Origin of the sequence: Pectobacterium sp. S5 (assembly GCF_051707265.1) — a bacterium.
GTDB lineage: Bacteria > Pseudomonadota > Gammaproteobacteria > Enterobacterales > Enterobacteriaceae > Pectobacterium > Pectobacterium polare.
Genome location: NZ_JAULSZ010000002.1, coordinates 102,372 through 125,524 on the forward strand (window position 1 = coordinate 102,372; position 23,153 = coordinate 125,524).

Here is a 23,153-nt window from a genome sequence, read left to right on the forward strand (position 1 = left end):
GTCATTGATATACGGATAATGCTTTCTCTCAGGCGATCTTCTTCGCGGCCTGCTGCGCTAGGATTGACAGCTCTGTCGCCTTGAAGATATGCGCTTGCGACATCGCCAGTTCGGTGCGCTCACGGCAGTCACGAAGAAAATTTGGGAAAAAAGTGCGTTCGACACTGCCTGCGGGGGTAAAGCGCTGTTCGCCCTTGCCATTCACCAGATAAACGACGTTGCTTTCGCCGCGCGTCAGATCGACATATTTCCTGATTTCGATGTAGCCTTCCGTCCCCAGTATCGTCAGGCGGCCGTCGCCCCAGACGCTCAGCCCATCCGGCGTAAACCAGTCACAACGGAAATAGCCCGTTGCCCCGTTGTCGCCCAGCAACATCGCATCACCAAAATCCTCAAACTCCGGCTGGTGCGGATGGTGATAATTCGCAGTCTGGCTGGTCACCACTCGTGCGTCAGTATTACCGGTAAAATGGAGAAACTGTTCGATCTGGTGGATACCGATATCGCAGAGGATCCCGCCATACTGACGCTTTTGATAAAACCAGTCAGGCCGCGCGCCGCGTTCACGATGTGGGCCAACGCCGATCGTCTGAATCACTCGACCGATCTCGCCCCGTTGCACCAGTTCACCGGCAAACAGCGCGCTATCCACATTGATTCGTTCATTAAAGTACACGGCAAATTTGCGGCCGGTTTCCGCAACCCGACGTTGGACGGCATCCAACTGCTCCAGCGTGGTCAGCGGCGGTTTGGCGGTGAAGAAATCTTTACCGGCATCCAGCGTACGCAGTGCCAGTTCGGCTCGGTCACAGGGAATGACCGCACAGGCAATAAGATCGATAGACGCGTCGGTAATCAGCTGTTCCGCAGAATCGGCAAAAGGAACGGCGGGGAACAGTGAGATAAATTTTTCCCGATTATGCGGATCGGATTCAAACACGCCGACCAGTTCCGCACCCGCATCAACCAGTTGCCGACACATGTCATAAATGTGGTTGTGCGCTAACCCAATCGCCGCAAACCGAATCTTTTTCATCTTCACCTCTGCCGATATCGTCATGCCGAGCCACTACAATAAGGCGGAAACCGAGCGGGCTAAAGACAAAAGCCGTATAACGCGTTAGAATTTTTCCTGTTTTTTTAACATATCCACATTTTCCGCAACGCAACTAAAGATAACCATGAAAAGAAAACGTATTCTGATCCCTCTCATCATTCTGATCCTGTTTGTATTCTATCTGAATCGCGATGCGCTGAATCCTTTTGCGCCGGACTGTAAAAACCTCCCGGCGAATCAGCCAAAGCCCGAAGAGTGTAAAAAGCCGGTGAAAGAAGTCGCCCCCGGTTTTGAAATTTAAGCCTTCGAGATTTAAGCTGGCATATTAGCGCGGTTTGGGAATATTGAACTGTTCCAGCGCGGGATTAACCGTTTTGGCAAAATCTTCCCGCCGGTTATTGAGCTTGCTTTTGGCATTGAAGAAATTCACCAGCTCTGCGATCCCCATACCGATGCTGAGCGCCCCGCTTACCGCCCAACCCACTGGCCCTGCGGCCGCGCCAACGGCACCGGCGGCCTCACCCGCAATGGCACCCACCACCTTTCCGGCAATCGCTGCGCCAGCTTTGCCAGCCAGCCCAATGGCCGTTTTGCTCCCCGCCGCCTTGGTTAAATCCTCTGCGTGTAGCGACGATTTGGCAAAATCCATTACGCTGCGTCCGGCCTCTTTCACCGCCTGCGCATCGCTTTTTGCACCAGCCCTCGTAGGTGTTACAGCCGAAAGCGAGGCATCCAGCCCAACAGATCGTGGGGCAGTCGGTGACGTTGCGGAGAAACGTTGGCTCATCGCCGCCTGCGCCAGCAGCGGATCGGACCGTAAAATGGTGTTCATCTCGCTCGGTACCGCCTGCTCAAAATGCTGAATCACATCCCCGTCTTGCTGTAGCGCTTCAATACGTTGATTCAGCACCTTTTCCGTTTCTTCAGTATTTCGGTATTCGCGCCCCGCCATTACCTGTTCCAACGTCTGTTGCAGTTTGACCAGCGCTGCCGATTTTTGCGCGCCGCTGTACTCCTGCGGCTGGGTAAAAACCGCCTCATTCAGCTTGCTGATATCGGTTTTCGCTGCCAGCCCCAATGCTGCCGCTTCCTGACGGTTCACTGGTGCCTGTTCGCGAATCCAGCTTTTCATGTCCTTCATCATCAGCTTGCCATCATGTGGGACTCGCGCCAGTTTCTCTCCTTTGACATCCGCATGTTCCAGAATCCCGAATAACCCAGGGTGCGACCACAGTTGGGCCGCCGCTTTTAGCTGTGGCGACAGCGTCGGGTTATCGGTCATGATCGCGCTCAGATCGGTCAGAGTACTGGTGCGATCGTTCTTTTGCGGCGGAGAATGCGTATAGGATTTTTTGGCATCAGCAGCATTCAGCAGCGGTTCGTTAGCCAGCAACAGCGCGGAAGAGTGTACTAACCGCAGCGATTGCGCATCGGCTGCCGGATTTTTCTCCCTATATTCCTTCACGGCGTGGCTGGCATCGCTGGCGCGTCGCTCCATGCTTTTAATAAAGGATTTAGTATCGCGATTCGAGATATGTCCGTCGGCTCTGCCACCGTCTTTCGCTGTATCCATCGCCGTATAGATCGCGGGATTTTCACGCAGGTAGATGAGCGCTTTTTCCGCATTCGCCCCGCCATCCTGTAGCATTTTCGCCGCCGCCAGCGGGCGATTCAGCGCCTTTGCCGCCTTCTCGCGTTCATTTTCTGGCAAATCGCTTAATAGCGGCGACCACTTTTCCAATGCTCTGGCATTACTGTGCTCCGAGCTGTCGATCGCCTGAAGATCGACGGGCGGTTTGGGTTCCGCAATAAGTGAACGGTCTGCAACGTTCGGCACCGTGGGTAAAATGCGAGTGGGTGCCGTCGTAGTCCGTTCAGTGGAAAGCTGCGGTACGTTCGGCGACGCATCGCCAAAATCGATGGAACGTGAACCCGACGGCGTAACTGGCGATGCCGTCTGTTGCCCACTCGGCCTGTGAGTCTCAGTATCATGCTGCGCAGGCAAAGACGCGGCACTTCCCCAACGGCTTCCGCCTTCAATACGATTGACCATTCACGTCCTCATTCTGCTGTCGTCAGGCTTAACAAACGGATCTCCCGCGTCATGCAAACACAGACAGGCCTGCAAACGTGCCGATCGCAGCATGACGAAGGTAACTAGGCGTTGAGTGATGTAAAACGACGATAAGTTCCTGACGATATTCAGGGGCGTTTGATGGCTATTGGCCGTTTATTCATTTTTATGGAAATCGCTTTCCACAGAATATTCTCGGAATGATGGTGGGGAAATAAGGCCGATAACAGGTTAATTGTTGTTCAATTACATGTCATTATTATCACTAACATTCAAGAGATACCGCCCCTTCTCTGATAACCCTTTTCTCCATTACGCCTATTCCTGACACTTACAATAATCAGACGAAATAATTACAAAAAATTTCAAAGAGTAACCAAATGTGTGATCCACATAAATGAAACAACGTTTCCTTTTCACCATAATGCCACTCATCCTAATTATCAAGTCTGCTGATAATTAGATTAACCGGTAAACGGTGGGAATTATCAACCTTCACTCAGCAGCATAAGCCATTTCGCTGATTGAAATACTCATAAGCTACGTCGTATATAAGGAGTCATCGATGCATTGATAGCAACCTGATTTACCAGGGAGAAAGCCCTGTCTGACATTATAAATGGCGTCATCATCATTCCTGGTGATTCTATTTTTACGCCCAAAAAATGACATCAACTGTCTGGTTTTAAAGATAGAGACTGCGCTCGCCAATAATATTGTTTACCCAAAAGAGAAAGATAAAATGAAAATAAATACCCGTAACCTACTCATTGTTTGTGCCGGATTCACACCGTTCCTCACTCAGGCAGAAACCGACGGCAAAACCACCTTCCAGTATGAACATAACTGGAAGACGGAAGATCGCCGCCACTCAGACTCCATTAAGCTCATTCATAAGAAAACCAACGGCTGGTCGTACGAAGTCAAATTCAGTACCTCAGCAGGTGGGAACAGCAACTACGACGTTGCCTATGATGACATGCAGGGCGGCTCTGGCGGCATGGTAATCGGCAAGGATTTCAAGCTCAGCAAGGCCGCAACCTTAACGCCGACCTTTGAATTTTCCATCGGCAATTCAACCATGATGTACCAGTCGGGGCTGAAATATAACTACCGAATTAACAGCGACTGGTCCACTTATGGCCGCTACCGCTATGAATATAAAAAGCCCTCTCGCAGCTCACGCTATTCAACCATTGCCACGTCTGACAAATATGGTTACGCAGGGGAATCTTATTTGTCGAAATCCGACACCGGTCGTCATCGTCTGGATGCAGGGGTAACGTATTCTGGTTTGGATAATATTAATCTGACTTACGTCTTTAACTACTACATCGGTGATAACACCACAAAATCGTATAAATATAGCAAGGGTGAATTCACGGAAAGAGAATACGCGGTTTACGATAATGGGAAAACGGATTATGAACATCAGTTCAAAGTTCAATATAAGTTAAACAAACAGCTAACTCCTTACATTGAGTATGATGATATTAGCCAATCCAGCACATCATCAAGCCGTCAGGGGAAAATCAAAGTTGGTTTCAACTACGTTTTCTAAGAAATGCAGAATTTTATAAAGTAAATACGCCGTATTTCCTGCCGTGTTGATGAAAAAATAAATTCATGAATGAATTTTGTCTATCAGCGCACAGTTTTCATAATTAACGATCAATATTAATGGTGCCCATAATGAAAAAACGCTACCTTGTGGCCGGTATTCTTTTTGCCCAAATTTATGCTGTTTCCGCGTCTGCCTCTGATACTAAACTCAGCTATGAACATAGCTGGGGAACAATGAATCGCTATCACGGTGATGAAATCGGCATGCGGCACTTTATGGATAATGGCCTGTACGTCGGCGTTGAGCTGAGTTTTTATAATAAGAATAAAGATCTGACCATCGATGATGTCGTCTCGAATTCTTATGCTTTTTATACCGGCTATGCCTACAGCTTAACGCCTGAATTAACCCTGACGCCGAATCTGGAAGCGCGCTTCTATTCCGGCGGCACCAGCGGTGAAGGCACCGTGGGCGATATCGGCGCTAGCCAGAGTTCCGGCGCACGCTATACGCCAGGTTTGAAACTGACCTGGGCTGTGACTGATAAGACGGATCTTCATGCGCAATATCGCTATGACCTCAGAAAAATCACCCGCAGCAAACGTACCAGTACGGATGATGACACTCACCGTCACCGCTATGAAGCGGGCGTGGCCTACAAAGGTTTCGACAATTTCACGCTGGCGTACACCGCTTACTACTATCACGCGGATTACGTGCTGCAAAACAACAAAAAGCATGACTACCAACAGGATTTCGACGTGTCTTACACCATCAACGACAACTGGACGGCACACGTTGGCGTTGAAGATGTCGCCAGCGGGCGCGATGTGAAATCGCGTGAAGGGAAAGGGAAAGTCGGCTTCACCTATACGTTCTAACAACGACTTACCTTTCTAAAACAGCTTACTGCTACGCCATATTTCTCGGGGATCCTGTTCATCAAGCGGGATCCCTTTATTACAGCTCTGGATGAATCATCGTTACAGGTAGACAAAATGAAAAGATTTGCGCTGTCGCTCCTTGCGGGTCTGGTCGCTTTACAGGCCAGCGCCGCTACGCCTGACCGTCTCACCATCGTCAATCAGTATGTTGATAACGTGCTGACCAAAGCCGGCGACCACTATCACGGTCAGTCGCCTACACCATTGCTTGCTGATGGTGTCGATCCTCGCACGGGCAAACAAATGGAGTGGATCTTCCCCGATGGTCGCCACGCCGTGTTATCCAATTTCTCCGCTCAGCAGAACCTGATGCGCGTGCTGGTCGGGCTCAGCAACCTGAGCGGCAATCCCAGCTATAAGCAGCGTGCCGAAGCGATCGTGAAGTATCACTTTCAACACTATCAAGATGAGAGCGGCCTGCTGATTTGGGGCGGCCACCGTTTTGTGGATCTAAAAACGCTACAGCCGGAAGGCCCGAGTGAAAAAGAGATGGTGCATGAGCTGAAAAATGCCTATCCCTACTACGATTTAATGTTCAGCGTCGATAAAGATGCAACCGCACGCTTTATCCGAGGTTTCTGGAATGCGCACGTTTATGACTGGAAGATCATGGAGACCAGTCGTCACGGGAAATACGGGCAAAAAATAGGCGCACTCTGGCAAAGTCCGTTTGAGCAACAGCCGCCCTTCTTCGCCACCAAAGGCCTCAGCTTCCTGAACGCGGGTAACGATCTGATCTATTCCGCCTCGCTGCTGTACAAATACAATAAAGAAGACGGCGCGCTGGTCTGGGCAAAACGTTTGGCACAGCAGTACGTGCTGCCACGGGATAAAGCGACCGGGCTCGGCGTGTACCAATTTACGCAGGCGCTGAAGCGTGATGAAACGACTGACGATGCCGATACGCATTCCAAATACGGCGACCGCGCCCAGCGTCAGTTCGGCCCAGAGTTCGGCCCTACCGCGCTGGAAGGCAATATGATGCTGAAAGGACGCACCAGCACGATCTATTCCGAAAATGCGCTTATGCAACTCCAGTTGGGTAAAGATTTAGGGGCGGAAGGTAAGGAACTGCTGACGTGGACAACCGATGGCCTGAAAGCCTTTGCCAAGTATGCCTACAACGAATCCGATAACACGTTCCGTCCAATGCTCGCTAACGGCAAAGATCTTTCCAACTACGTTCTGCCGCGTGATGGCTATTACGGCAAAAAAGGCACCGTGATCAAGCCTTATCCTGCGGATAATTCATTCCTGCTCTCGTATTCTCGCGCCTATACCGTTTCGCCAGACGCCGAGCTGTGGCGTGTTGCACGCGGCATCGCTCGCGCACAGGGGCTGGGTGAGTTAGGTTCAGCGCCGGGTAAAGACACCAAAGTGGATCTCGCTACCAAGAACAACGATCCTTACGCCCTGTTCGCGCTGCTGGATCTGTATCAGGCGAGCAAAGTGAAAGACTATCTGTCGCTGGCGGAAAAAGTGGGCGATAACATTATCAGCACGCGTTATAAGAACGGCTTCTTTATGGCCGATCCCAACAGACAATATGCTGATGTCGATACCATCGAGCCTTATGCCCTGTTAGCGCTGGAAGCGGCGGTACGCAATCAGCCACAGTCCGTTGCACCCTTCCTGAATGGTGCGGGCTTCACCGAAGGCGGCTACCGTATGGAAGATGGCTCAACTCGCGTGTCCACTCGCGATAACGAGATCTTCCTGTTGAACGTTGGCGAAACCTTGAAACCCAACAATAAGAAGTAAGCCTTAATCCTCAACACGCCAATGGTGGTTCGCTGCCATTGGCAATTCCCCTCTTGTGACTCTGCTCAACTATTCACAGAACAAGGCCGCCATTCTCGGATGTGATTCTTAATCGCGTGGTACTTAATCGAGTGGTGCTTAATTATGCCGTACTTACGATGCAATGCTGGCCACGATTAACGTGACCAGCATGAAGTAACGCAATAATTTCAAGCGTTAGTTAACCAGAGGCACCTCTGGGTTCACACCCAGCCAGCCCGGCGTGGGCTCGCCTTTCGCTTCACCGACATACAAACTCAGCTGTGCGCGAAAACGTTCTACCGCACCGCGATCGTACATGAAATCAGCAAATGCCTGAGGGCGAGTGTTACGGTATTCCCAGATATGTTTGTAACCTACTGGCGGCTCAACATCGGTACGCACCGACCACATACGTGAAACCTGAGTTTGCGTTTGCGGATCCAGCACCCAGCTCAGGTAGAGCTTGGCGCTTTCCGGGTGTTTAGCCTGTTTGAAGATAGCGGCACGTTGCGCCCAGGAGACAAAAGGATCGGACTTCGGCAGGACAAAGCGGGTCACAGCATCGGCTGCCGGAACGAGCGCACCGGAACTGGTAAACGTCGCGCTATATTTTCCCGTCGCGATCTCAGCACCGGGTACGTTGGTGCCGCGCACATAGACGGGATCCTGCTCCTGTAATTTTTTAACAAAATCCCAGCCGTATTTATCCACGGCCAGCTTGTACCAGAACAGCACCGCATCGTCGTCGTTCGGATAAGCCAGAATCAAATTACCTCTTAGATTGGGACGAAGGTAATCATTAACCTCACGCGGCCAGGATTTTTCATCCAGAAGCTGGGTGTTGACCAAATTACTGAATGCGATGACATAGGCACCGGTCCACGCCCCATCTGCATCACGAAATTCCGGGTATATTTTGTCCCAACCACGCGCTTTGTAATTCAGCAGCACGCCTTCTTTTTTCCAGCGTGGAAAATTCTGCACTGTTTGCAGTTGCACCACATCAGGAATCAGGGTGCCGGTCGCCAATTGGTTATCGATACGAGCATCATGGTATTTACTGTAATCGACAATCACATTCAGTTTCATGCCAGGAAAACGTGTCTCAAATGCCCGCTTGAAACCCGCCTGCTGTGACTGCACGTCACCGCCAGCATAGACGGTAACCGTACCGCCTTCTCTCAACGCACTCTGATAGATTTGATCCAGCGAACGCGTCTCAATTTCGACGCCCGCCTGACTTTGCCCGACGCTGAGCCCAGCCATCATGGCCAGCATCAGCACTGTTTTCTTCAGGTACTTCCCAGTGTATTGCATTGTGATTTCCTTCACTTAATGAATAAAACCCGTACCGACAAACGACAGATAGCAGCCGTTAAAACGGCAACGGTCTAACCAGCGGATCGCAAGTCAGCGACACGCAGGATCGGAGCGACGAGGTGGAATCGTCAAAAATAAATCAGAATAGAAAGCGAGTAGTCCTTCATTGATATATCTCCCGTCCGAGGATACTCTCCCCGTTTCCATTGGGGTATTTAGCCTTGAGTTTACAGCATTAAATAAAAACACATACGAAGAAAAAGCGAACAATATAGTTAAAAATATTGAATAGCTAAAATGAGATTACGCTTTCGTGTGGGATAGATGCAATATAATAAAAAGATAGAATGGGATTACTTACCAACCACAATGATTCAAATTTAAATAATATTTTTAATAATCATACCAGCTAATAAAATTCGCGTTACTGCCCCCTTCCAGAAAATTAAAGGTGAACGCTGATACGCTCACCGAATGCAATAATACATAAGTGTTAATATTCACATAATGACTATTAAGATCGGGAACAATGATCCTTTTCAATCATCATTACCTTGCCTGTCTCGGTATCCAGAATAAGCAAGGCTTCTTGTGTCGCATTAGCCTGTATGAGTAGTTTTCCCCCGCGCTCCCAAATCGCCGACTGTCCTGCACAGATAAAGTTATCGGCTTTACCAACCGCGTTCGCCATCAGGACAAACATCCCGTGCTTCCTGGCAGTGACAGGATAATGCTCATACGCTCGCATCACGCCATTCGCAGACTTTGCCACGCTCGCCACATAAAGATCGGCCCCCAATTTCGCGGCTTTAAGTGCATGAGCTGGCTGCAAAGACTCATAGCATATCGCTGGCACAACGACTTTCCCTTCAACGCTAACCGTAGTCTGTTGTTTTCCCTGTTTAAAAAAAGGCATTTCATCAGGGTGAAGTAACTGCTTTGAATAAAGTAACGCCTCTTTTTCAGGCTGAAAGATAATCATGGTTATTTTTATCCCATCGCTGAATTTGACAGGATAACCTACCGCAATATAAATCCCATATTCATCACTCATTGACTGAAAGGTATCAAATTTAATCTCGTCAGATGGCAATGCTAATTCTTCAGCTAATGAAGGCTCATAGCCACTTAATGAGAGTTCAGGAAAGACAATAATATCGACAGCATTCTGTGCCGCGGTAATTACCATATCCTGATGCTTTTTCACATTCTCATCGACATGACCAGCCACGGATGCTATTTGCGCGACACAGATTTTCATTGTAAATACCTTGTGCTTATCTAAATAAAGTCATGCATGGCTTATATCACACAACATGAGAAATGAAAAATATTAAATGTTTATTTATAGCGGAAGCTTTATCTATTCGGTTTCGTATAATTTATGTGGGATAAAATTATATGTCCGGCACCGAATACACCGCAAACATTCTGCATGGCCCCGGCTCACAGCCGTGAAAAACGCCACTTTCCAGATGCCTTTTCGCCTCATCAAAAGACGCCAGCAGACAATGCGCATTGACCTCCAGCTCCTGCGCCATATGGTTGCAGGATAAATAGGAACACTCTGGTGATTGCTCAAGGTGGAAAGAGACAATATCAAAACCCTGCAACACTTTTTGCTGTGGTATCTTCACATCGGTGTCAAAAGATGCTTCCGGCTCGAACAGGCTCCATTCTAATTCCTCTTCATCATACTGATACTCGTATGCCTCGTAATAAAACATCGTAGTCTCGGCCAGATCAATTCCTTGTTCTTTCGCCAGAGAAACAATCACCTCCGGCGAATCAAACAGCCAGTAGCCGTTATGACGCCAAAACTGAATATATTCACAAAAGGCATCAGAGACACAGCAGCTCACCGAGTAAATGTCTTTTACCTGCTCGGCGTTAAGCCAGTCAGGTTTTAGTGCGACTCTTTTAGCTAAATATCCGACGGGGATCATCTATTTTTCTCCTTCGTGCTTTTGGTGAACGTTATTGTAACCGTTGAACAGGGTAAAAACGACAACCCCAGCGCGCAAGGCCTGGATATTTTCAATTCTTTAGCAGTTCATGATTTTCTTTTTTCAGCCATTCTTGATGATACTTAATGACTGATTTATATTGTTCATCATTGTAATATTCTGTAGGCGAGATATTATTCCCAACATCTTGTATTATATTCGGAGTTCCCGCATCTTCGCCCCAAATCCGCCAAAACTCATTCAGTTTTAGAAGACCATATACACAGTCATCAGGCAATTCCTGTATCGTTAAGCATAACGCAAGGCATCTCCATTTTCTGCTGGACAATTTGAGATCTATATTTTCTTCATCACATATAAATCTTAAGTAATCCATCACCTCATCAGTAATCTCAGAACAAAAAGCCACTTCAGATATTGCAGTCAATAAAATATCTTTCACGCCATCGGTTTTTGCAAGTTCATTACATGCAAAACTACTAATTTCAGAAGCAGATAGCTTACCTGATGCGATCCCGCCTGCCCCAAGAAAAATCATCCCCCAATCAACCAGTTTCATCCGATTGGCCATTAAAAATAGTTTCTCTGTCATGGTTTTGAAGGTACTCCATTAACTGTGCAACCAGAAACAAACATTCGATGACTAACTATCTTTGTTAAAGATCAGTCTGAGCGCGTTGTTCGCGTGCTCAACGTTACGGCTCAGCGTGGTAATGTCCTGCACCTGCTTCGCCGTATCCCGCAACAACAAGGTGCTGTCGCTCACCGCCGCATAGGAGTGGCTGGAAGAGCTAGGTTTTAACACCGGACAACCGGTTATCGTCACAGTGGAACGCTGTAAACTGGTGATTGAGACTGAGTTGTGGTTCTGACCAGTAAAGGTAAAAATCCCGCCCCTTTTAGGGCTCGAGATTTTAATCTCTAGCTATAGATGTATAAATCAACCGAACTCTCCGCACCGATTTCCCCTAAGAATTTATTTGTTTCTGCTGTCCAGTAAATTGCTGGTTTTTCACCATTCTCTATTTCGACTAAAAGTGAAAGGATGAATGTGACATCATATCTTGCTTTTATTTCATCTAAAACGTCAGTTTTATCTTTCAGTAAAAACAACAATTTTTTCGTTTGCTCATTGACATCATATGACTCTTCTTTCTCTGTGCATATTGACCAACTAGTCTCGAAATTCGGTCTTTTTCTTGTTCCACTGATGATGTCTTTCAGATTAACCTCTGATGGTTCCATCCCTAATAACTTAGTTATCTCATTAGGGTCAAAAACATCACCACAAACAGAGAACTCTGCTTTTACCTTTGTCTTATCCATCTGATTACCCTAATTATTTATGAAATCACCAGTTGGAATACTCTCACCCTTAGTTCGCATGCTCAACGTTACGCCTCAGCGTAGTGATATCCTGCACCTACTTTGCCATATCCCGCAACAACAGAGTGCCGCCACCATGCCAATCGTCATGATATGAGGCGCTATTACACCCCAGTCTGCACCTTGAAGGCTACGAACTGGCAGTTGCGGGGTTTAGGACTGATACACAAGTCAGCATCACTGTTGAGCACGGTCAACTGCTGATCCGTTTCGTGGCTGAATGACCGACAAAAAATCCCGGCCGTTCTAGGGGACCGTGATCGTTGAATTTATTTTGGATATGAGATTGCAATCTTATATTCATCACAGATAAATCCCTTATCTGCTTTATTTTGAGGAGTTCTATCCGTTGAAAAATATCTCAATTTAGGCTCTTCCTCCTTTATTTTCAGTTGTAATTCTTGTGACATTTTATTAGAAAAGTATATCACTTGATCCATGTTAGACCATCCATCTGATATCTCTTTCACTGAGTTACCTTCAGCAAGAGAGAGTTCGATAGCATGGTCTATATAAGATGATTTATTCATTTACCCAAATCCATTTTATCTAACAGCTTTAATTTACTATTGTAGTCTTTTATAAGGTACTGAGTAGCACCGCTAGGACCCAGTAGTAGATTAGCGATTACTTGACCGTAGAGAATTATTATATCACTAGTGACCTCATAAATTCCCATTTGAGAGCGACACACGAAACCTGGATGAGGTAATACTTTCAATTTTTCAAATATAGACTCTCTGCTAAATCCTGCATCTAGCATCTTTTCCTATCCCCTGAATGATTTTTTCTTGTAGATCTTTCAGCTTTTTCAGTTAGGATCTATTTATTAAACAAGGGGTTATTTTTTACAATAGAGCAGATATCATCTGTTATTGGATCTATATCTCCACCATATTGTCCTCTATCTGCCATCATTCTAAAATCGCTCATAATATTTTTACTTATGTTACACATGTCATTAACATCTCTATTTTCAAGTATGTGAACAGCTTTTTTCAGACAAAAATAGGCAGATTCACTACTCCCATAATTCTTCAAGTAAATAATAACTTGCTCTAGCAAGATTATTAATTTCTTCACATCATCTATGTCATTATCGGTTAACAACTCACTTTCCTCTTGTCACCTGATCAGGGAATTTAGTTTTAAACTCATAATAAGTGTAGACTTTTCCTGTCTTACCATCTCGAACTGATTTTATCCACTCTGGTGAGTAATTTCTTGGTAACAGTATTTGATCTGCCCCACCGGTATATTTCGGATTAGTGCTCAAAGGTGGCTGTTCGCCAACAGCACCTATATTAAGGCACGGTCAACGGCTGATACACCTTAGTGGCAGAGTGACAGACAAAAAACCAGCCTCTGAGGGATGGGTTTTTTCTAATTATTCAATGAGTAAGCTTTTAAAAAATCGTTGTACGTTTCATGAAGATGATAAATTTTTGCATCAGGATCATCTTTCAATTCTTCATATCTTTCCATTAGATTTTTGAATAAACCCTCTGGTACGGGATAAGGATCTGTCTCCTTTTTTGCACAGTAAAAATAGAATAGAGCCTCTTTCAGTAACGGAACTGATAAAGCTTTACTATTTTCAAGAAAAAATGAAAAAGCATATTTCCAACCACTCTCTGACAAGAGTAGATACGATAAACAAGTTGCTCTCAGGAAGTCATTATATAATATTTCCGACTCCAATATTAACTTGCAAAAAACGAGTCCTTCATGTTGATTAGCTAAGTAAAGAGCATTGAGATAATCAAATGCATCTTTAGCAGGATCTTCGGGAGAAAGCTCATTAACATAACCATATGCTAGATAACTGTTTAGTCCGTCAAATAGCTCTTTTAGCTCTGGTTTATTTGGATTCATCATCATTTGAATGCCCCCGCATTAACAGTTGAAAGCCTTTTTGTGCCATCAGGTAATATTGTCCATGTAGCATAAACCCTTACGCTACCGTTAGGCCCTGAGACAACAACAGATGTTTGTCTGCTTGAAGGTGTAGCACTCTGTGCTGAGTCCAATAACTTATCCATTATCATACTGTTATTTGCCGATGTATTAGATATACCTGCATTATTGAGAACACGATCCATATCACGCGATCTTTCTATATTATGAATTTGGTCCGATAATTGCTTCAGTTTAACTGCATTACTTGGATCTTTTGCAAATTCTTTTTGGCTGCTAATTTTTGCATCTTTTAACAAATTATATTCATTTTGCAAGAACTCAAGATCACCAGATGCCTTACCACGCATATAGAGTTCAATTTTATCTACCGGTATTTTTGCGTCACCTTTCACTGCTGTTGAATGATTTTTCCCGTTAGCATCTGGTAACTGCTTAATATCAAAACCATTAGCAAAATTCTGAGCAGTATTAGCCGCAGCAGATTCAGCTTTACCCACGACTTTAGCTACCACTCTTTCCGTGAGTACTGTCCCTGCTTTCGCAACACCGACTCCGCCTGCGATGGCCGCAGCCAAATCAGACACAAGTTTACCAGCCTCTACTCCGGCATTGTACGCACCACCTGCACCCGCTTTCTGGTACTCTGCTTCCATCAGATTGATACGGTTAATGTAGCTTTGCTTAACCGCATCCGACATCGTACTAAAAATGTCATCGCTCACTATCAGTTGTTTGATTGCATCATAAGCTGCAGCAGGATCACTAATAGACTTTGATAAACTCTCAACAGAATCATAAAGTCCTTGAGGAACACCAACTAACATCCCGGCAGCGTAGGCAGCATCTTGGCCTAAACTAATAGCGTCCCATTTGGCACCTACTTTCAATTGGCAGGACATGTTGCCTTTACAGGCATCAAACTCTTTATCTCGTTCTGAGCGCTGCTGATTACTCAGATAGTTATTCTCCACCGCATTACGCCCAGACTGCGCGCCGCTGGCGGCGGAGGCGGTGCTGTTGCCTGCCAGACCGGATACCAGCCCGGAGGCCAGCGTGGAAAGCGCGCTGACTGACTGCTTTTCTTCTTCCGTCAGGTCGTTTGCCGTCTTGCCGGGGTATACTTTATCCATGATCGCACGAGCGGCCAGTTCACCGCTGGAGGCACCAATCGCCCCCGCCGCCGCATCCTGACCCGATAACTGGGCAACTACTGCTCCCACCACAGCGTGCGCCATTGCGTTGGCTGCGATATCCGACGCCGTGATTTTGCTTTCATCCTTCGGTATCGTGACGTCTTTCACCAGTTGGGCCAGATACGGCGCTGCACCGCTGGCAATCGCTTTCTGGATGTCTCCACCTGCCAGTGCCTGAATTGCCGCCGTCGCTGCCTGTGCCGCACGCTGGAAATCACTGCCTGTGCCGTATTTCTTCATCTCGGCTTTGTAGGTCGGCGATTCCGTCAGTGCCTTTTTATAGTCCTCCCACATCGCGACCGAATCACCGTCTTTCGGACGGTTGACTTTGGCGTCGCCCTTGGCTTCCGCCGCTTTCTGCGCTTTCAGCTCGCCTTCCGTGCGCACGATATCCATCATCTGCGCGCCGATTTCACCAATCAGCTGCGCCTGTTTCAGGCGTTTTTGCTCTTTCTCTTTGTTAAAGATCGGGCTGAGCGCGTTGTTCGCGTGCTCAACGTCACGGCTCAGCGTAGCGATATCCTGCACCTGCTTCGCAGTATCCCGCAACAACAAACTGCCGTCGCTCACCGCCGCATAGGTGGTGCTGGCAGCGCTGCCGCTGTTACCCAGCGACATCAGCGCCGATGGTACCGTCATCGCCAGCGTCGAGAGCATACTGCCGCTCATCGAAGGACTGGCGCTGAGGCCGATGCCACTGTGCTCCACCTTGAACTCGGCTTTGTTGTTGAGCCCGCTCCAGCCCAGTGTCCCCGTTTCCAGCCGGTTTTTCTCTGCGCTGGCGGTGGAGCCAATCACTGCGGCGTCAAGCTGGGTGTGTTCACCGGTTTTTATACCAAATCCGTCTTTACCGGCAAAGAGCCCGGTCTGCTGCTGCACGCTGTCATAGTTGCTGTGGATCTTGTCTTTGCTGGCACTGAGGTAACCACTGCCACTCATCGATCCCCAGGTAAAGCTGCCGCCGGCCGCCACGCTGGTCTGTTTGGAATCATAACGCTCGCTGTCCTGCTGACTTTGCAGCAGCAGATTATGCCCGGCATCGACATCAATGCGCTCGCCGTTCACCTGCGCACCAATCAGCCGCGTGTCGCGCTCGCTTTTCAGCGTAACGTGGTTACCCGCATCCACCGTCGTTTCTGACCAGCTATTGCCGGTGCCGGTTTCCCGCCCTTTCGCCGCATTAACGTTGGCGAAAATGCTGAGCCCCGCGCTCCCGTTGCTTAAGCCCAGGCTGATGCCGATATTCCCGCCGCTGCTGCTGTTTTTACCGCTGATTTCCTCGCTGTTACGCGCTGAGAGCAGGTGGATATCCTGCGCCGCGTTCATCATGACGTCGCCGCCCGCCTTAAGCTGGCTGCCTGCGACTGTGATATCCCCGGTGCGCGATTCAATGCCAATATCCCCCGCCGCATTGAGCGTCGAGCCAAAGCTCTGCTTCTGCTCGCTGGTCTGGCTGGAGCGTGAGTTTTGCGCCCCGAGAGAAATACTGACGCCAACAAAAGAGGCTTCCCCTTTGTTGTTCAGCTCGGACTGGCTGCCCTGATAGGCCTGATACCCGGACAGCCCGGCCTTCATGCCCTGAAGCAACGCCAGCCGGCCATCGCTTTCATTTTTTGCCGCCTGAATGCTCTGTACCGCGCTGTTGAGCGCCGAGCCCACCACGCCAGACAGCGCCACGGTCAGACCCCCGGTTTTCTGCTGAAACTCCTGCTGCTGTTTGCGGGTGTCATAGCCCGGATCGAGGGTGACGTTGTTGCCTTGCAGGAAGATGTCTTTTCCGGCCACCATATCGGTGCCGCTGATGGTGACATCGTTCCCGGCCTTCACCGTCACCGAGTCGGTCGTACTGCCGAGGGTGCTGATGCTCTGGCTTTGTGTCGCCGCCTGATCGCGCAGTTTCTGACTGGTCGAGGTTGAACCAATGGTAAAGCCAATGCCGCCACCGCTGAACAGGCCGCTTTTTTTCTTGCTGTGTTCTTCATAGTTCTGGTAGTTCTCGACGCTGGCAGCGGTGTTGACGTCATTATTCGCCAGCAGCGTGACCTGTTTGTCACCGACCACCGAGGAGCCTTGCAGATTGATATCCTGATTGGCCGCCATCGTGACACTGTCACCCGACAGCAGGCTGCCTTTCTCATCGGTCTGCAACGTTTCCCGCAGGGTATGCGTCACCGTCTTCGAGAAGGCCTTTTTCTTGACCTTCGTCTCTTCAAAGAACGTGTGCTGCGTTTCGGTGGCCGACAGCAGGTTGATATTGTTACCCGCCTGTGCCGTCACCGCGCCGCTCGCCACGCCCTGTGCCGCCTGCAGGTTGATATCTCTGCCCGCCTGCAGATTCAGGCCTTTGCCCGCCGTTAGTTCGGTGCTCTGCTGGGTGATGTTTTGCTGCCAGTCGGCGTGACGGTTCCACCAGTTGCCGCTGTAGGTTTCTTCCTCTTGAGACAGCAGGTTGAGATCGCGTCCGGCTGCCAGTGTCGCATTACCTTTGGCGTTCAGGCTGGCCGCTTCGGACAGCACGTCCCGTCCGGCCACCAGATTCAGATCGCCCCCGCTCAGGAGCTGACTGTTTGCCACGTCCTGCGTGCGGCGCTGCACGGTACTGCTGCCCTGATACAGCGTCTCTTTCAGCGTGTCCTGCGCCGTCAGGCGGATATCATTACCCGCCGCCAGCGTCAGCGCCGTCCCGCCGGAAAGCGAGCTGGCGTCAATCTGAATATCCTGACCCGCCACCGCGCTCAGTGCGCCGCCTGCATTGACGGTGCTGCCCTGCACGGCGGTGTTCAGCGCGGTATTGCTGCTGCGCCAGCCGATATCTACACGGTTGTTGGTCAGCGCCAGCGCCTCAATCGCCACATTACCTTTGGCGTTCAACGCCATGTCCTGCCCGGCGTTGAGCGTGGCCGCCACGTTGCGAATGTCTTTACCCGCGCTGAGCGTCAGGCTGTTGCCCGCGACGATTTCGGCGGTTTTGCCCAATTCGGTGAAGACCAGCGACCCGCTGCCGCTGTGGGAAGCCGTTGGCTGTGCGGTCTGGAAGTTGCGGCTTTCCGTTCGGTTGATGATATCGCCGTTGATGCTGGCGAGCTGCAGCGTGTTGCCCTCAATCCGGCTCCCGCTGTTGGTGATGTTATTCAGCGCCACCAGATTCAGGCCGCCGTCTGATTTGATCAGGCCGCCCTCGTGGTTATCAATCTTGTCGCCGCTGGCAATCGCCAGCACTTCAACCGCCTTGAGCGTGCCGCTGTTGGTGACGCTGCCGCCCGCGTTCAGCTCGACTTTATTCGCGACAATCGCGCTGCCCTGCAGGTTGCTTTTATCCGCCTGCGCCAGATACAGCTTCGGTGCCAGCACGGTCTGCCCGTTGACCTCAATATTTTCCCACCAGACCAGACTCTGGCTGAGGTTCGCGACCTGATCCGGCGTCAGGCTGACGCCCAGCTGCAGGTTCATGCCTTTCTGCGCCGCCGCGGCGTTATCCAGCAGCATTTGCATCTGTGCCAAATCGGAGCCGGTGCCATTCAGGTGACGTTGCCCGCTCTGCTTCAGTACTGCCTGGCTGATGTAGCGGGTATCAAACTCCGCATCCCCAAGGAAGCGGTAATCATGATCTGCATCCAGATTCAGCCTATCCAGCAGATAGGCTGACCCCAGCACCCGGTCGGCCTGCGTCCACTGAGAGCGCGTTTCAACCGGTACCACCGTTGACGGCTGTTGCCCCAGCAGCGTCTGCAGATCGCTGAACAGCGCGTTATCCACCTGTCCCAGCTGTTCCAGTTTCGGGTTGGTGTGGATCAGGTAACGGCTGTCGGCATTCGGATCGACAACCAGCAGCCCGTTATTGCCCGTCGGCAGCGGGTAATCGGCAAGCGGATTGGCACTCAGGTTTTGCAGCCCGTTGCCGATGGCGCTCAGCAGCGCAGCAGCAGAGAGAGGTTGTGGCGCAGCAGGTGTCGTCCCGCCCGGCGGGGTGTCTGCACTGACCGTCGGCTTCGGCGCGTCAATCGCGGCCATACCCGGTGTGGTCAGTGTGGCGGGGGTACCCACCGTACCTGCTATCGTGACGCCCGTTGCGGTATTGTCCACGTTAACCGGCGTCAGGCTTGTACCAGTATCAGGTCGTTGACCCGTCGACGTCAGTGCGACTGCATCAGGGTTGCTGACGTGACCGGAGGTAGAAGGTTGCAACACTACCACGTCACCGGTGTTCAGCGTCAGCGGCCCGGTGGTATTCGGGGTCGCGATGACTGAGGAGATATTCTCCGCCTGTGCGCCAGCTTGCAGCGCAGTACCCGCCTGCTGCGTCAGCGTCACCGCATCAGGATTGCTGACATGACCGGAAGCAGAAGGTGATAACACCACCGCGTCGCCGGTGTTGAGCGTCAGTGGCCCAGTGGTATTCGGCGCCGCGATCACCGCCGTGATGTTGTCCGCCTGTGCGCCCGCTTGCAGCGCTGTGCCCGCCTGCTGCGTCAGTACGACCGCATCGGGGTTGCTGATGTGACCGGAGGTAGAAGGTTGCAACACCACCGCGTCACCGGTGTTGAGCACCAGCGGCCCACTGGTATTCGGGGCCGCGATCACCGCTGTGATGTTGTCAGCCTGTGCCCCCGCTTGCAGCGCGGTGCCCGCCTGCTGCGTCAGCACGACCGCATCGGGGTTGCTGATGTGACCGGAAGCAGAAGGTGATAACACCACCGCGTCACCGGTGTTGAGCGTCAACGGCCCGGCAGTATTCGGCGCCGCGATCACCGCCGTGATGTTCTCCGCCTGTGCCCCCGCTTGCAGCGTGGTACCCGCCTGCTGCGTCAACGTCACGGTTTTACCCGTCGCATTCACGCCTTCGGCATTGCCTGCGAGCGCAGCCTGTCCGCTCCCTGCTTGGGTGACGTCTACCGCACCGGCATTAAACGACGAGTCCTGACTGGCCAGCTGGCGCGTGGTTTGCTTCTGTAACGGTGACAGCGTGGTGATGGCATCCAGCACCGGTTTGGTTGCCGCAGGCATAAACCCGCCGCTGCCCGGTTGCAGGGTAGTGTTGCTGATATCTTGTTTGAAATCGGCGGTAATGGTGCCGCCCGCCTGAATTAACGCGTTATAGCTTTCACCCTCGTTTTTTTCGTAGGTTGGAGAGGTCTCATATAGTTCATAAAGCAAATAATTACCAAACCGATTAGATCTATAATCTCTTATATTAACACCACGATTAAATTCATATATTGCATCTTTATCATTGTTAGCAAAAAAAACAGACCCCAGATGATATCGATACGTTAAATATTTACTTAACAATCCTTCTTGATATGATTTATTTTCAAATTCCCCACCCTGAAATTTAATATCCCCAACTGCTGAAACTTGAGAGGCATTATTAAAGAAAACATCAGAGTAAGCGTAAAGCCCCCCTCCTGAATTGATTACCCCTACACCTCCATCAGTAATTATTTCAGTTTTATTAATAGCTAAAGTTACTTTTATAAATTCAGATTTTTCATACGCTGCATACATCCACCAATACTCAGGCCGTCCGCCGTTATCCAATCCTATACCATCTTCAAGAATTCCATAGTCTCCTTCCTTAAACCACTCAATAGGAATATCGACCATCGTTTTCCCAGCCCAATCAGGTACAGACTCCGCAGTAGATTCACTTTCCGTCACCACCAGTCCTTCACGCTGATTCGTCAGCGTGCCGGTGTTAATCGTGATATCCCCAGACTGGGTTTCAATAGTGCCGGAGCTGTTGAGCAGCGAGGTGCTGGCGTTGCCCTGTGCATCACGCTGCACCCACAGGCTGTTGCCCGCCAGAATGGTGCCGAACACGTTGGTCAGGGAGTCCGACAGCAGGCGCATATTGCCGCCCGCGTAGAGCATGCTGCTGTTATGCAAGACGCTCCCCGCCTGCACCAGCAGGTCGCCCGTGGTGCCAATCAGTCCTTGGTTATTCAGCGTGTTATCGCTCACCAGCGTCAGGTTACCGCCTGCCTGAACGCTGCCTGCCTCCAGTTGCACGATGTCTTTTGCACTGACGCGCGACTCCCCGCCGCCCGCCAGAATGCGGCCCTGATTGGTCAGCGTGCCGGTACTGGTCAACTGGACGGATTGCCCCTGCAGAGTGCCGCGCTGGTCGAGGTCACCCGCCACGTTCAACGTCAGTTGCTGCCCAGCTGCCATGCTCTGGGTGAAGGTCAGCGGCCCGGTGACGTCGGCCGTCAGGTTCCCTAGCGCCACCAGTTGCCCGTCCTGCTGCAGTTCCTGGGTTTTCAAGCGCAGGTCCTGCGCACTGTAGAGCTTCGCGCCCTGACGGTTAATCAGGCGCTGCGTCTGCAGCGCCAGCTGTGTCAGGCCCAGCAGCGTGCCGTGGTTGTCCAGTTCATCCGCGATAATCTCCAGTTCACCGGCCTGCACCAACCCGTTATTCACCCACTGCGGGATTTTTAGCGTCAGTTTGTCCTGCGCCATCAGGCTACCCTGCTGGGTCAACTGCGCGGTGTTGAGCACCAGTCCGCGCCCCTGCAGCCAGCCGTGGTTGTCCACCGCGGGCGCATTGAGCGTGGTGATGCCGTCAGACAGCAACTGCCCGCCCTGCTGGTTGACAATCTTATCTTTTCCATCCAGTTGCAATGCGACTGTGCCCTGCACCGTGCCGCCGTTGGTGACGGTGTTGCCCGTCAGCGTGGTGGTGGCGGCTTTGATGTCGCCCTGATTGTCCAGCGTAGTTGCCTGCACGTTCAGCGAGCCGTCGCTGCTTAAACGCGCCTGCGGCGCATTGCTGAACTGGCCGGTGACGGTGGCATTAAGCGCACGGTCGCCGCGCAGGGTGCCGTAATTAGTGATTTCATCGGCACCCAGCGTCAGGGCGCTGCCCTGTATCTGCCCGCGGTTGGTGATGCCATGCGCCGTCAGGCTCAGGTCACCGCCGCTGACCAGCTGGCTGCCCTGCGCCCCCTGATAGGTCCCGCTCAGTTGCAGCGTCCCGCGCTGCACGCCCAGCAGATTACCCTGCTGTTCAAGATCACGGGCGGTCAGGCGTAACGCGTCTGACTGCCACAGCCCCTGGTTGTTCAGCACGCCAGTGGTTAATTCGCCCGTGCCGCCACTGAGCAAGCGCCCCGTAGTCAGGTTATCGACGCGGTCGGTGAGCTGCAGCGTAAAGCCGCCGACGCCCGTCAGCGTACCGCTGTTCTCCAGCGCCTTGCCTAACAATGTCACCGTGCCTTGCGAGAACAGCTCACCCTGATTTTTTATCTGGTCACCGTTGAGCGACAGGCTGTTCAGCCCTGCCACGGTGCCGCTATTGCTGAACGTATCACCGTTCAGCGTCAGCGTGCCCGCCTGCCATAACCCGGCGTTATCTGCCTGTTTAGCCCGGAGCGTGGCCGCGCCGTTGCTGAGCAACTGGCTGCTTTTATTGCCGACATAGCGCAGCGCATCGGTACCCTGAATGCGGCCCTGATTATCAATCTCACGGGTACGCAGTTGCAGATCGTTGGCCTGTAGCGTACCGGCATTGCGCAGCGTGCCGCTGTCGAGGCGGCCTGCGCCGTTGGTCAGCAGTTCCGCTCCCGCGCGGTTAATCAGTTCGTCTCGGTTAACCACCGTCAGGCCGTGGCTACCCAGTATGCGTCCGCCGTTATCCAGCGTGTTGGTGGTCAAGTTCAGCGTGCCCGCGGCTATCTCACCGCTCTGGTTCAGACCGTCGGCAGTAATAACGGCATCGCCGTCGCTCAGCAGGCGAGACGGCGCATTCCCCTGATAGGTACCCCGTAAATCAAGACGCAGCGCGTCCTGACCGAGCAGCGTCCCGCCATTTGTCAGGTCGTTCGCCGTCAGCGCCAGCGTGGTGCCCTGCCAGAGCCCGTCGTTCATGACCGTGCCCGCCTGCACCTGCAGGGCCCCGTTCGTCAGCAGCTGGCCGGCACCGCCGACCGTCAGGCCATCCCGCAGCT

Annotated in this window: 18 protein-coding genes; 6 read left to right on the forward strand and 12 right to left on the reverse strand. The window is 51.0% G+C overall.

Translation table 11 applies throughout. The features are described 5' to 3' along the window. Positions 1–28 precede the first annotated feature (28 nt). On the reverse strand, positions 29–1,036 hold the full coding sequence (locus QWJ20_RS10095) for a Gfo/Idh/MocA family protein (RefSeq protein ID WP_433992454.1): 1,008 nt from the start codon (positions 1,034–1,036) through the stop codon (positions 29–31). A 145-nt stretch (positions 1,037–1,181) separates the two neighbouring features. Here QWJ20_RS10095 and QWJ20_RS10100 point away from each other — a divergent pair, with 145 nt between their 5' ends. Beyond that, a complete protein-coding gene (locus tag QWJ20_RS10100) occupies positions 1,182–1,358 on the forward strand; it encodes a hypothetical protein (RefSeq protein ID WP_167385203.1) in 177 nt (58 codons plus the stop codon). 24 nt (positions 1,359–1,382) lie between these two features. Here the strand turns inward: QWJ20_RS10100 and QWJ20_RS10105 are convergent, their stop codons facing one another. Next, positions 1,383–3,110: a type III effector HrpK domain-containing protein gene (locus QWJ20_RS10105; protein WP_433992455.1), complete on the reverse strand. Its 1,728-nt coding sequence runs from the start codon at positions 3,108–3,110 to the stop codon at positions 1,383–1,385. 763 nt (positions 3,111–3,873) lie between these two features. Between QWJ20_RS10105 and QWJ20_RS10110 the strand changes: the two genes are divergently transcribed. The 3 genes from QWJ20_RS10110 to QWJ20_RS10120 all read left to right on the forward strand — a co-directional run bounded on the left by QWJ20_RS10110 (position 3,874) and on the right by QWJ20_RS10120 (position 7,400). Further along, positions 3,874–4,692 (forward strand): oligogalacturonate-specific porin KdgM family protein, encoded by an 819-nt coding sequence (locus tag QWJ20_RS10110; RefSeq protein WP_095701914.1) that lies wholly within the window; start codon positions 3,874–3,876, stop codon positions 4,690–4,692. A gap of 131 nt (positions 4,693–4,823) precedes the next feature. Continuing rightward, entirely contained in the window at positions 4,824–5,576 is a 753-nt protein-coding gene (locus QWJ20_RS10115; protein WP_095699562.1) for an oligogalacturonate-specific porin KdgM family protein, read from the forward strand. Between the two features lie 117 nt (positions 5,577–5,693). Then, positions 5,694–7,400 (forward strand): pectate lyase, encoded by a 1,707-nt coding sequence (locus QWJ20_RS10120; RefSeq protein ID WP_226308023.1) that lies wholly within the window; start codon positions 5,694–5,696, stop codon positions 7,398–7,400. 216 nt (positions 7,401–7,616) lie between these two features. Here QWJ20_RS10120 and QWJ20_RS10125 read toward each other — a convergent pair whose 3' ends face one another. From QWJ20_RS10125 to QWJ20_RS10145, 5 genes are all read right to left on the reverse strand, one after another. Then, positions 7,617–8,738, reverse strand: a complete 1,122-nt coding sequence (locus QWJ20_RS10125) for an ABC transporter substrate-binding protein (RefSeq protein ID WP_039286330.1) — start codon at positions 8,736–8,738, stop codon at positions 7,617–7,619. Between the two features lie 517 nt (positions 8,739–9,255). After that, positions 9,256–10,002 carry a carbon-nitrogen hydrolase family protein gene (locus tag QWJ20_RS10130; RefSeq protein ID WP_433992456.1) on the reverse strand — a complete coding sequence of 249 codons (747 nt, stop codon included), beginning with the start codon at positions 10,000–10,002 and terminating at the stop codon, positions 9,256–9,258. A gap of 136 nt (positions 10,003–10,138) precedes the next feature. Further along, complete coding sequence (locus tag QWJ20_RS10135) at positions 10,139–10,687, reverse strand: hypothetical protein (RefSeq protein WP_433992457.1); 549 nt, start codon at positions 10,685–10,687, stop codon at positions 10,139–10,141. Positions 10,688–10,778: 91 nt separating this feature from the next. Further along, on the reverse strand, positions 10,779–11,300 hold the full coding sequence (locus tag QWJ20_RS10140) for a DUF2247 family protein (protein WP_433992458.1): 522 nt from the start codon (positions 11,298–11,300) through the stop codon (positions 10,779–10,781). A gap of 51 nt (positions 11,301–11,351) precedes the next feature. Next, positions 11,352–11,513, reverse strand: a complete 162-nt coding sequence (locus QWJ20_RS10145; RefSeq protein WP_433992459.1) for a hypothetical protein — start codon at positions 11,511–11,513, stop codon at positions 11,352–11,354. Here QWJ20_RS10145 and QWJ20_RS10150 point away from each other — a divergent pair. Then, on the forward strand, positions 11,491–11,580 hold the full coding sequence (locus QWJ20_RS10150) for a SymE family type I addiction module toxin (RefSeq protein WP_433992657.1): 90 nt from the start codon (positions 11,491–11,493) through the stop codon (positions 11,578–11,580). The two genes, QWJ20_RS10145 and QWJ20_RS10150, sit on opposite strands and share 23 nt — an antisense overlap. Positions 11,581–11,629: 49 nt before the next feature. Here QWJ20_RS10150 and QWJ20_RS10155 read toward each other — a convergent pair whose 3' ends face one another. Further along, positions 11,630–12,034 (reverse strand): DUF4279 domain-containing protein, encoded by a 405-nt coding sequence (locus QWJ20_RS10155; protein WP_433992460.1) that lies wholly within the window; start codon positions 12,032–12,034, stop codon positions 11,630–11,632. A 176-nt stretch (positions 12,035–12,210) separates the two neighbouring features. On the opposite strand from QWJ20_RS10155, the gene QWJ20_RS10160 reads away from it, so the two are divergent. Beyond that, a complete protein-coding gene (locus tag QWJ20_RS10160; RefSeq protein WP_433992658.1) occupies positions 12,211–12,318 on the forward strand; it encodes a SymE family type I addiction module toxin in 108 nt (35 codons plus the stop codon). Between the two features lie 45 nt (positions 12,319–12,363). Here the strand turns inward: QWJ20_RS10160 and QWJ20_RS10165 are convergent, their stop codons facing one another. From QWJ20_RS10165 to QWJ20_RS10180, 4 genes are all read right to left on the reverse strand, one after another. Then, positions 12,364–12,624 (reverse strand): hypothetical protein, encoded by a 261-nt coding sequence (locus tag QWJ20_RS10165; RefSeq protein WP_433992461.1) that lies wholly within the window; start codon positions 12,622–12,624, stop codon positions 12,364–12,366. 292 nt (positions 12,625–12,916) lie between these two features. Then, positions 12,917–13,204, reverse strand: coding sequence for a hypothetical protein (locus QWJ20_RS10170; RefSeq protein ID WP_433992462.1), 288 nt, complete (start codon positions 13,202–13,204; stop codon positions 12,917–12,919). A gap of 273 nt (positions 13,205–13,477) precedes the next feature. Further along, positions 13,478–13,975: a hypothetical protein gene (locus tag QWJ20_RS10175; RefSeq protein ID WP_433992463.1), complete on the reverse strand. Its 498-nt coding sequence runs from the start codon at positions 13,973–13,975 to the stop codon at positions 13,478–13,480. Next, positions 13,972–23,073: a hemagglutinin repeat-containing protein gene (locus QWJ20_RS10180; RefSeq protein WP_433992464.1), complete on the reverse strand. Its 9,102-nt coding sequence runs from the start codon at positions 23,071–23,073 to the stop codon at positions 13,972–13,974. The genes QWJ20_RS10175 and QWJ20_RS10180 overlap by 4 nt, the downstream gene beginning before the upstream one ends. Between the last annotated feature and the right edge of the window lie 80 nt (positions 23,074–23,153).

What these genes read in the sequence shown, in the direction of transcription:
- QWJ20_RS10100 (WP_167385203.1), top strand. Translation starts at nt 1,182, where the DNA reads ATGAAAAGAAAACGTATTCTGATCCCTCTCATCATTCTGATCCTGTTT.
- QWJ20_RS10130 (WP_433992456.1), bottom strand. Translation starts at nt 10,002, where the DNA reads ATGAAAATCTGTGTCGCGCAAATAGCATCCGTGGCTGGTCATGTCGAT.
- QWJ20_RS10180 (WP_433992464.1), bottom strand. Translation starts at nt 23,073, where the DNA reads ATGAACGACGGGCTCTGGCAGGGCACCACGCTGGCGCTGACGGCGAAC.
- QWJ20_RS10105 (WP_433992455.1), bottom strand. Translation starts at nt 3,110, where the DNA reads ATGGTCAATCGTATTGAAGGCGGAAGCCGTTGGGGAAGTGCCGCGTCT.
- QWJ20_RS10125 (WP_039286330.1), bottom strand. Translation starts at nt 8,738, where the DNA reads ATGCAATACACTGGGAAGTACCTGAAGAAAACAGTGCTGATGCTGGCC.
- QWJ20_RS10155 (WP_433992460.1), bottom strand. Translation starts at nt 12,034, where the DNA reads ATGGATAAGACAAAGGTAAAAGCAGAGTTCTCTGTTTGTGGTGATGTT.
- QWJ20_RS10175 (WP_433992463.1), bottom strand. Translation starts at nt 13,975, where the DNA reads ATGATGATGAATCCAAATAAACCAGAGCTAAAAGAGCTATTTGACGGA.
- QWJ20_RS10115 (WP_095699562.1), top strand. Translation starts at nt 4,824, where the DNA reads ATGAAAAAACGCTACCTTGTGGCCGGTATTCTTTTTGCCCAAATTTAT.
- QWJ20_RS10095 (WP_433992454.1), bottom strand. Translation starts at nt 1,036, where the DNA reads ATGAAAAAGATTCGGTTTGCGGCGATTGGGTTAGCGCACAACCACATT.
- QWJ20_RS10110 (WP_095701914.1), top strand. Translation starts at nt 3,874, where the DNA reads ATGAAAATAAATACCCGTAACCTACTCATTGTTTGTGCCGGATTCACA.
- QWJ20_RS10140 (WP_433992458.1), bottom strand. Translation starts at nt 11,300, where the DNA reads ATGACAGAGAAACTATTTTTAATGGCCAATCGGATGAAACTGGTTGAT.
- QWJ20_RS10120 (WP_226308023.1), top strand. Translation starts at nt 5,694, where the DNA reads ATGAAAAGATTTGCGCTGTCGCTCCTTGCGGGTCTGGTCGCTTTACAG.
- QWJ20_RS10135 (WP_433992457.1), bottom strand. Translation starts at nt 10,687, where the DNA reads ATGATCCCCGTCGGATATTTAGCTAAAAGAGTCGCACTAAAACCTGAC.
- QWJ20_RS10165 (WP_433992461.1), bottom strand. Translation starts at nt 12,624, where the DNA reads ATGAATAAATCATCTTATATAGACCATGCTATCGAACTCTCTCTTGCT.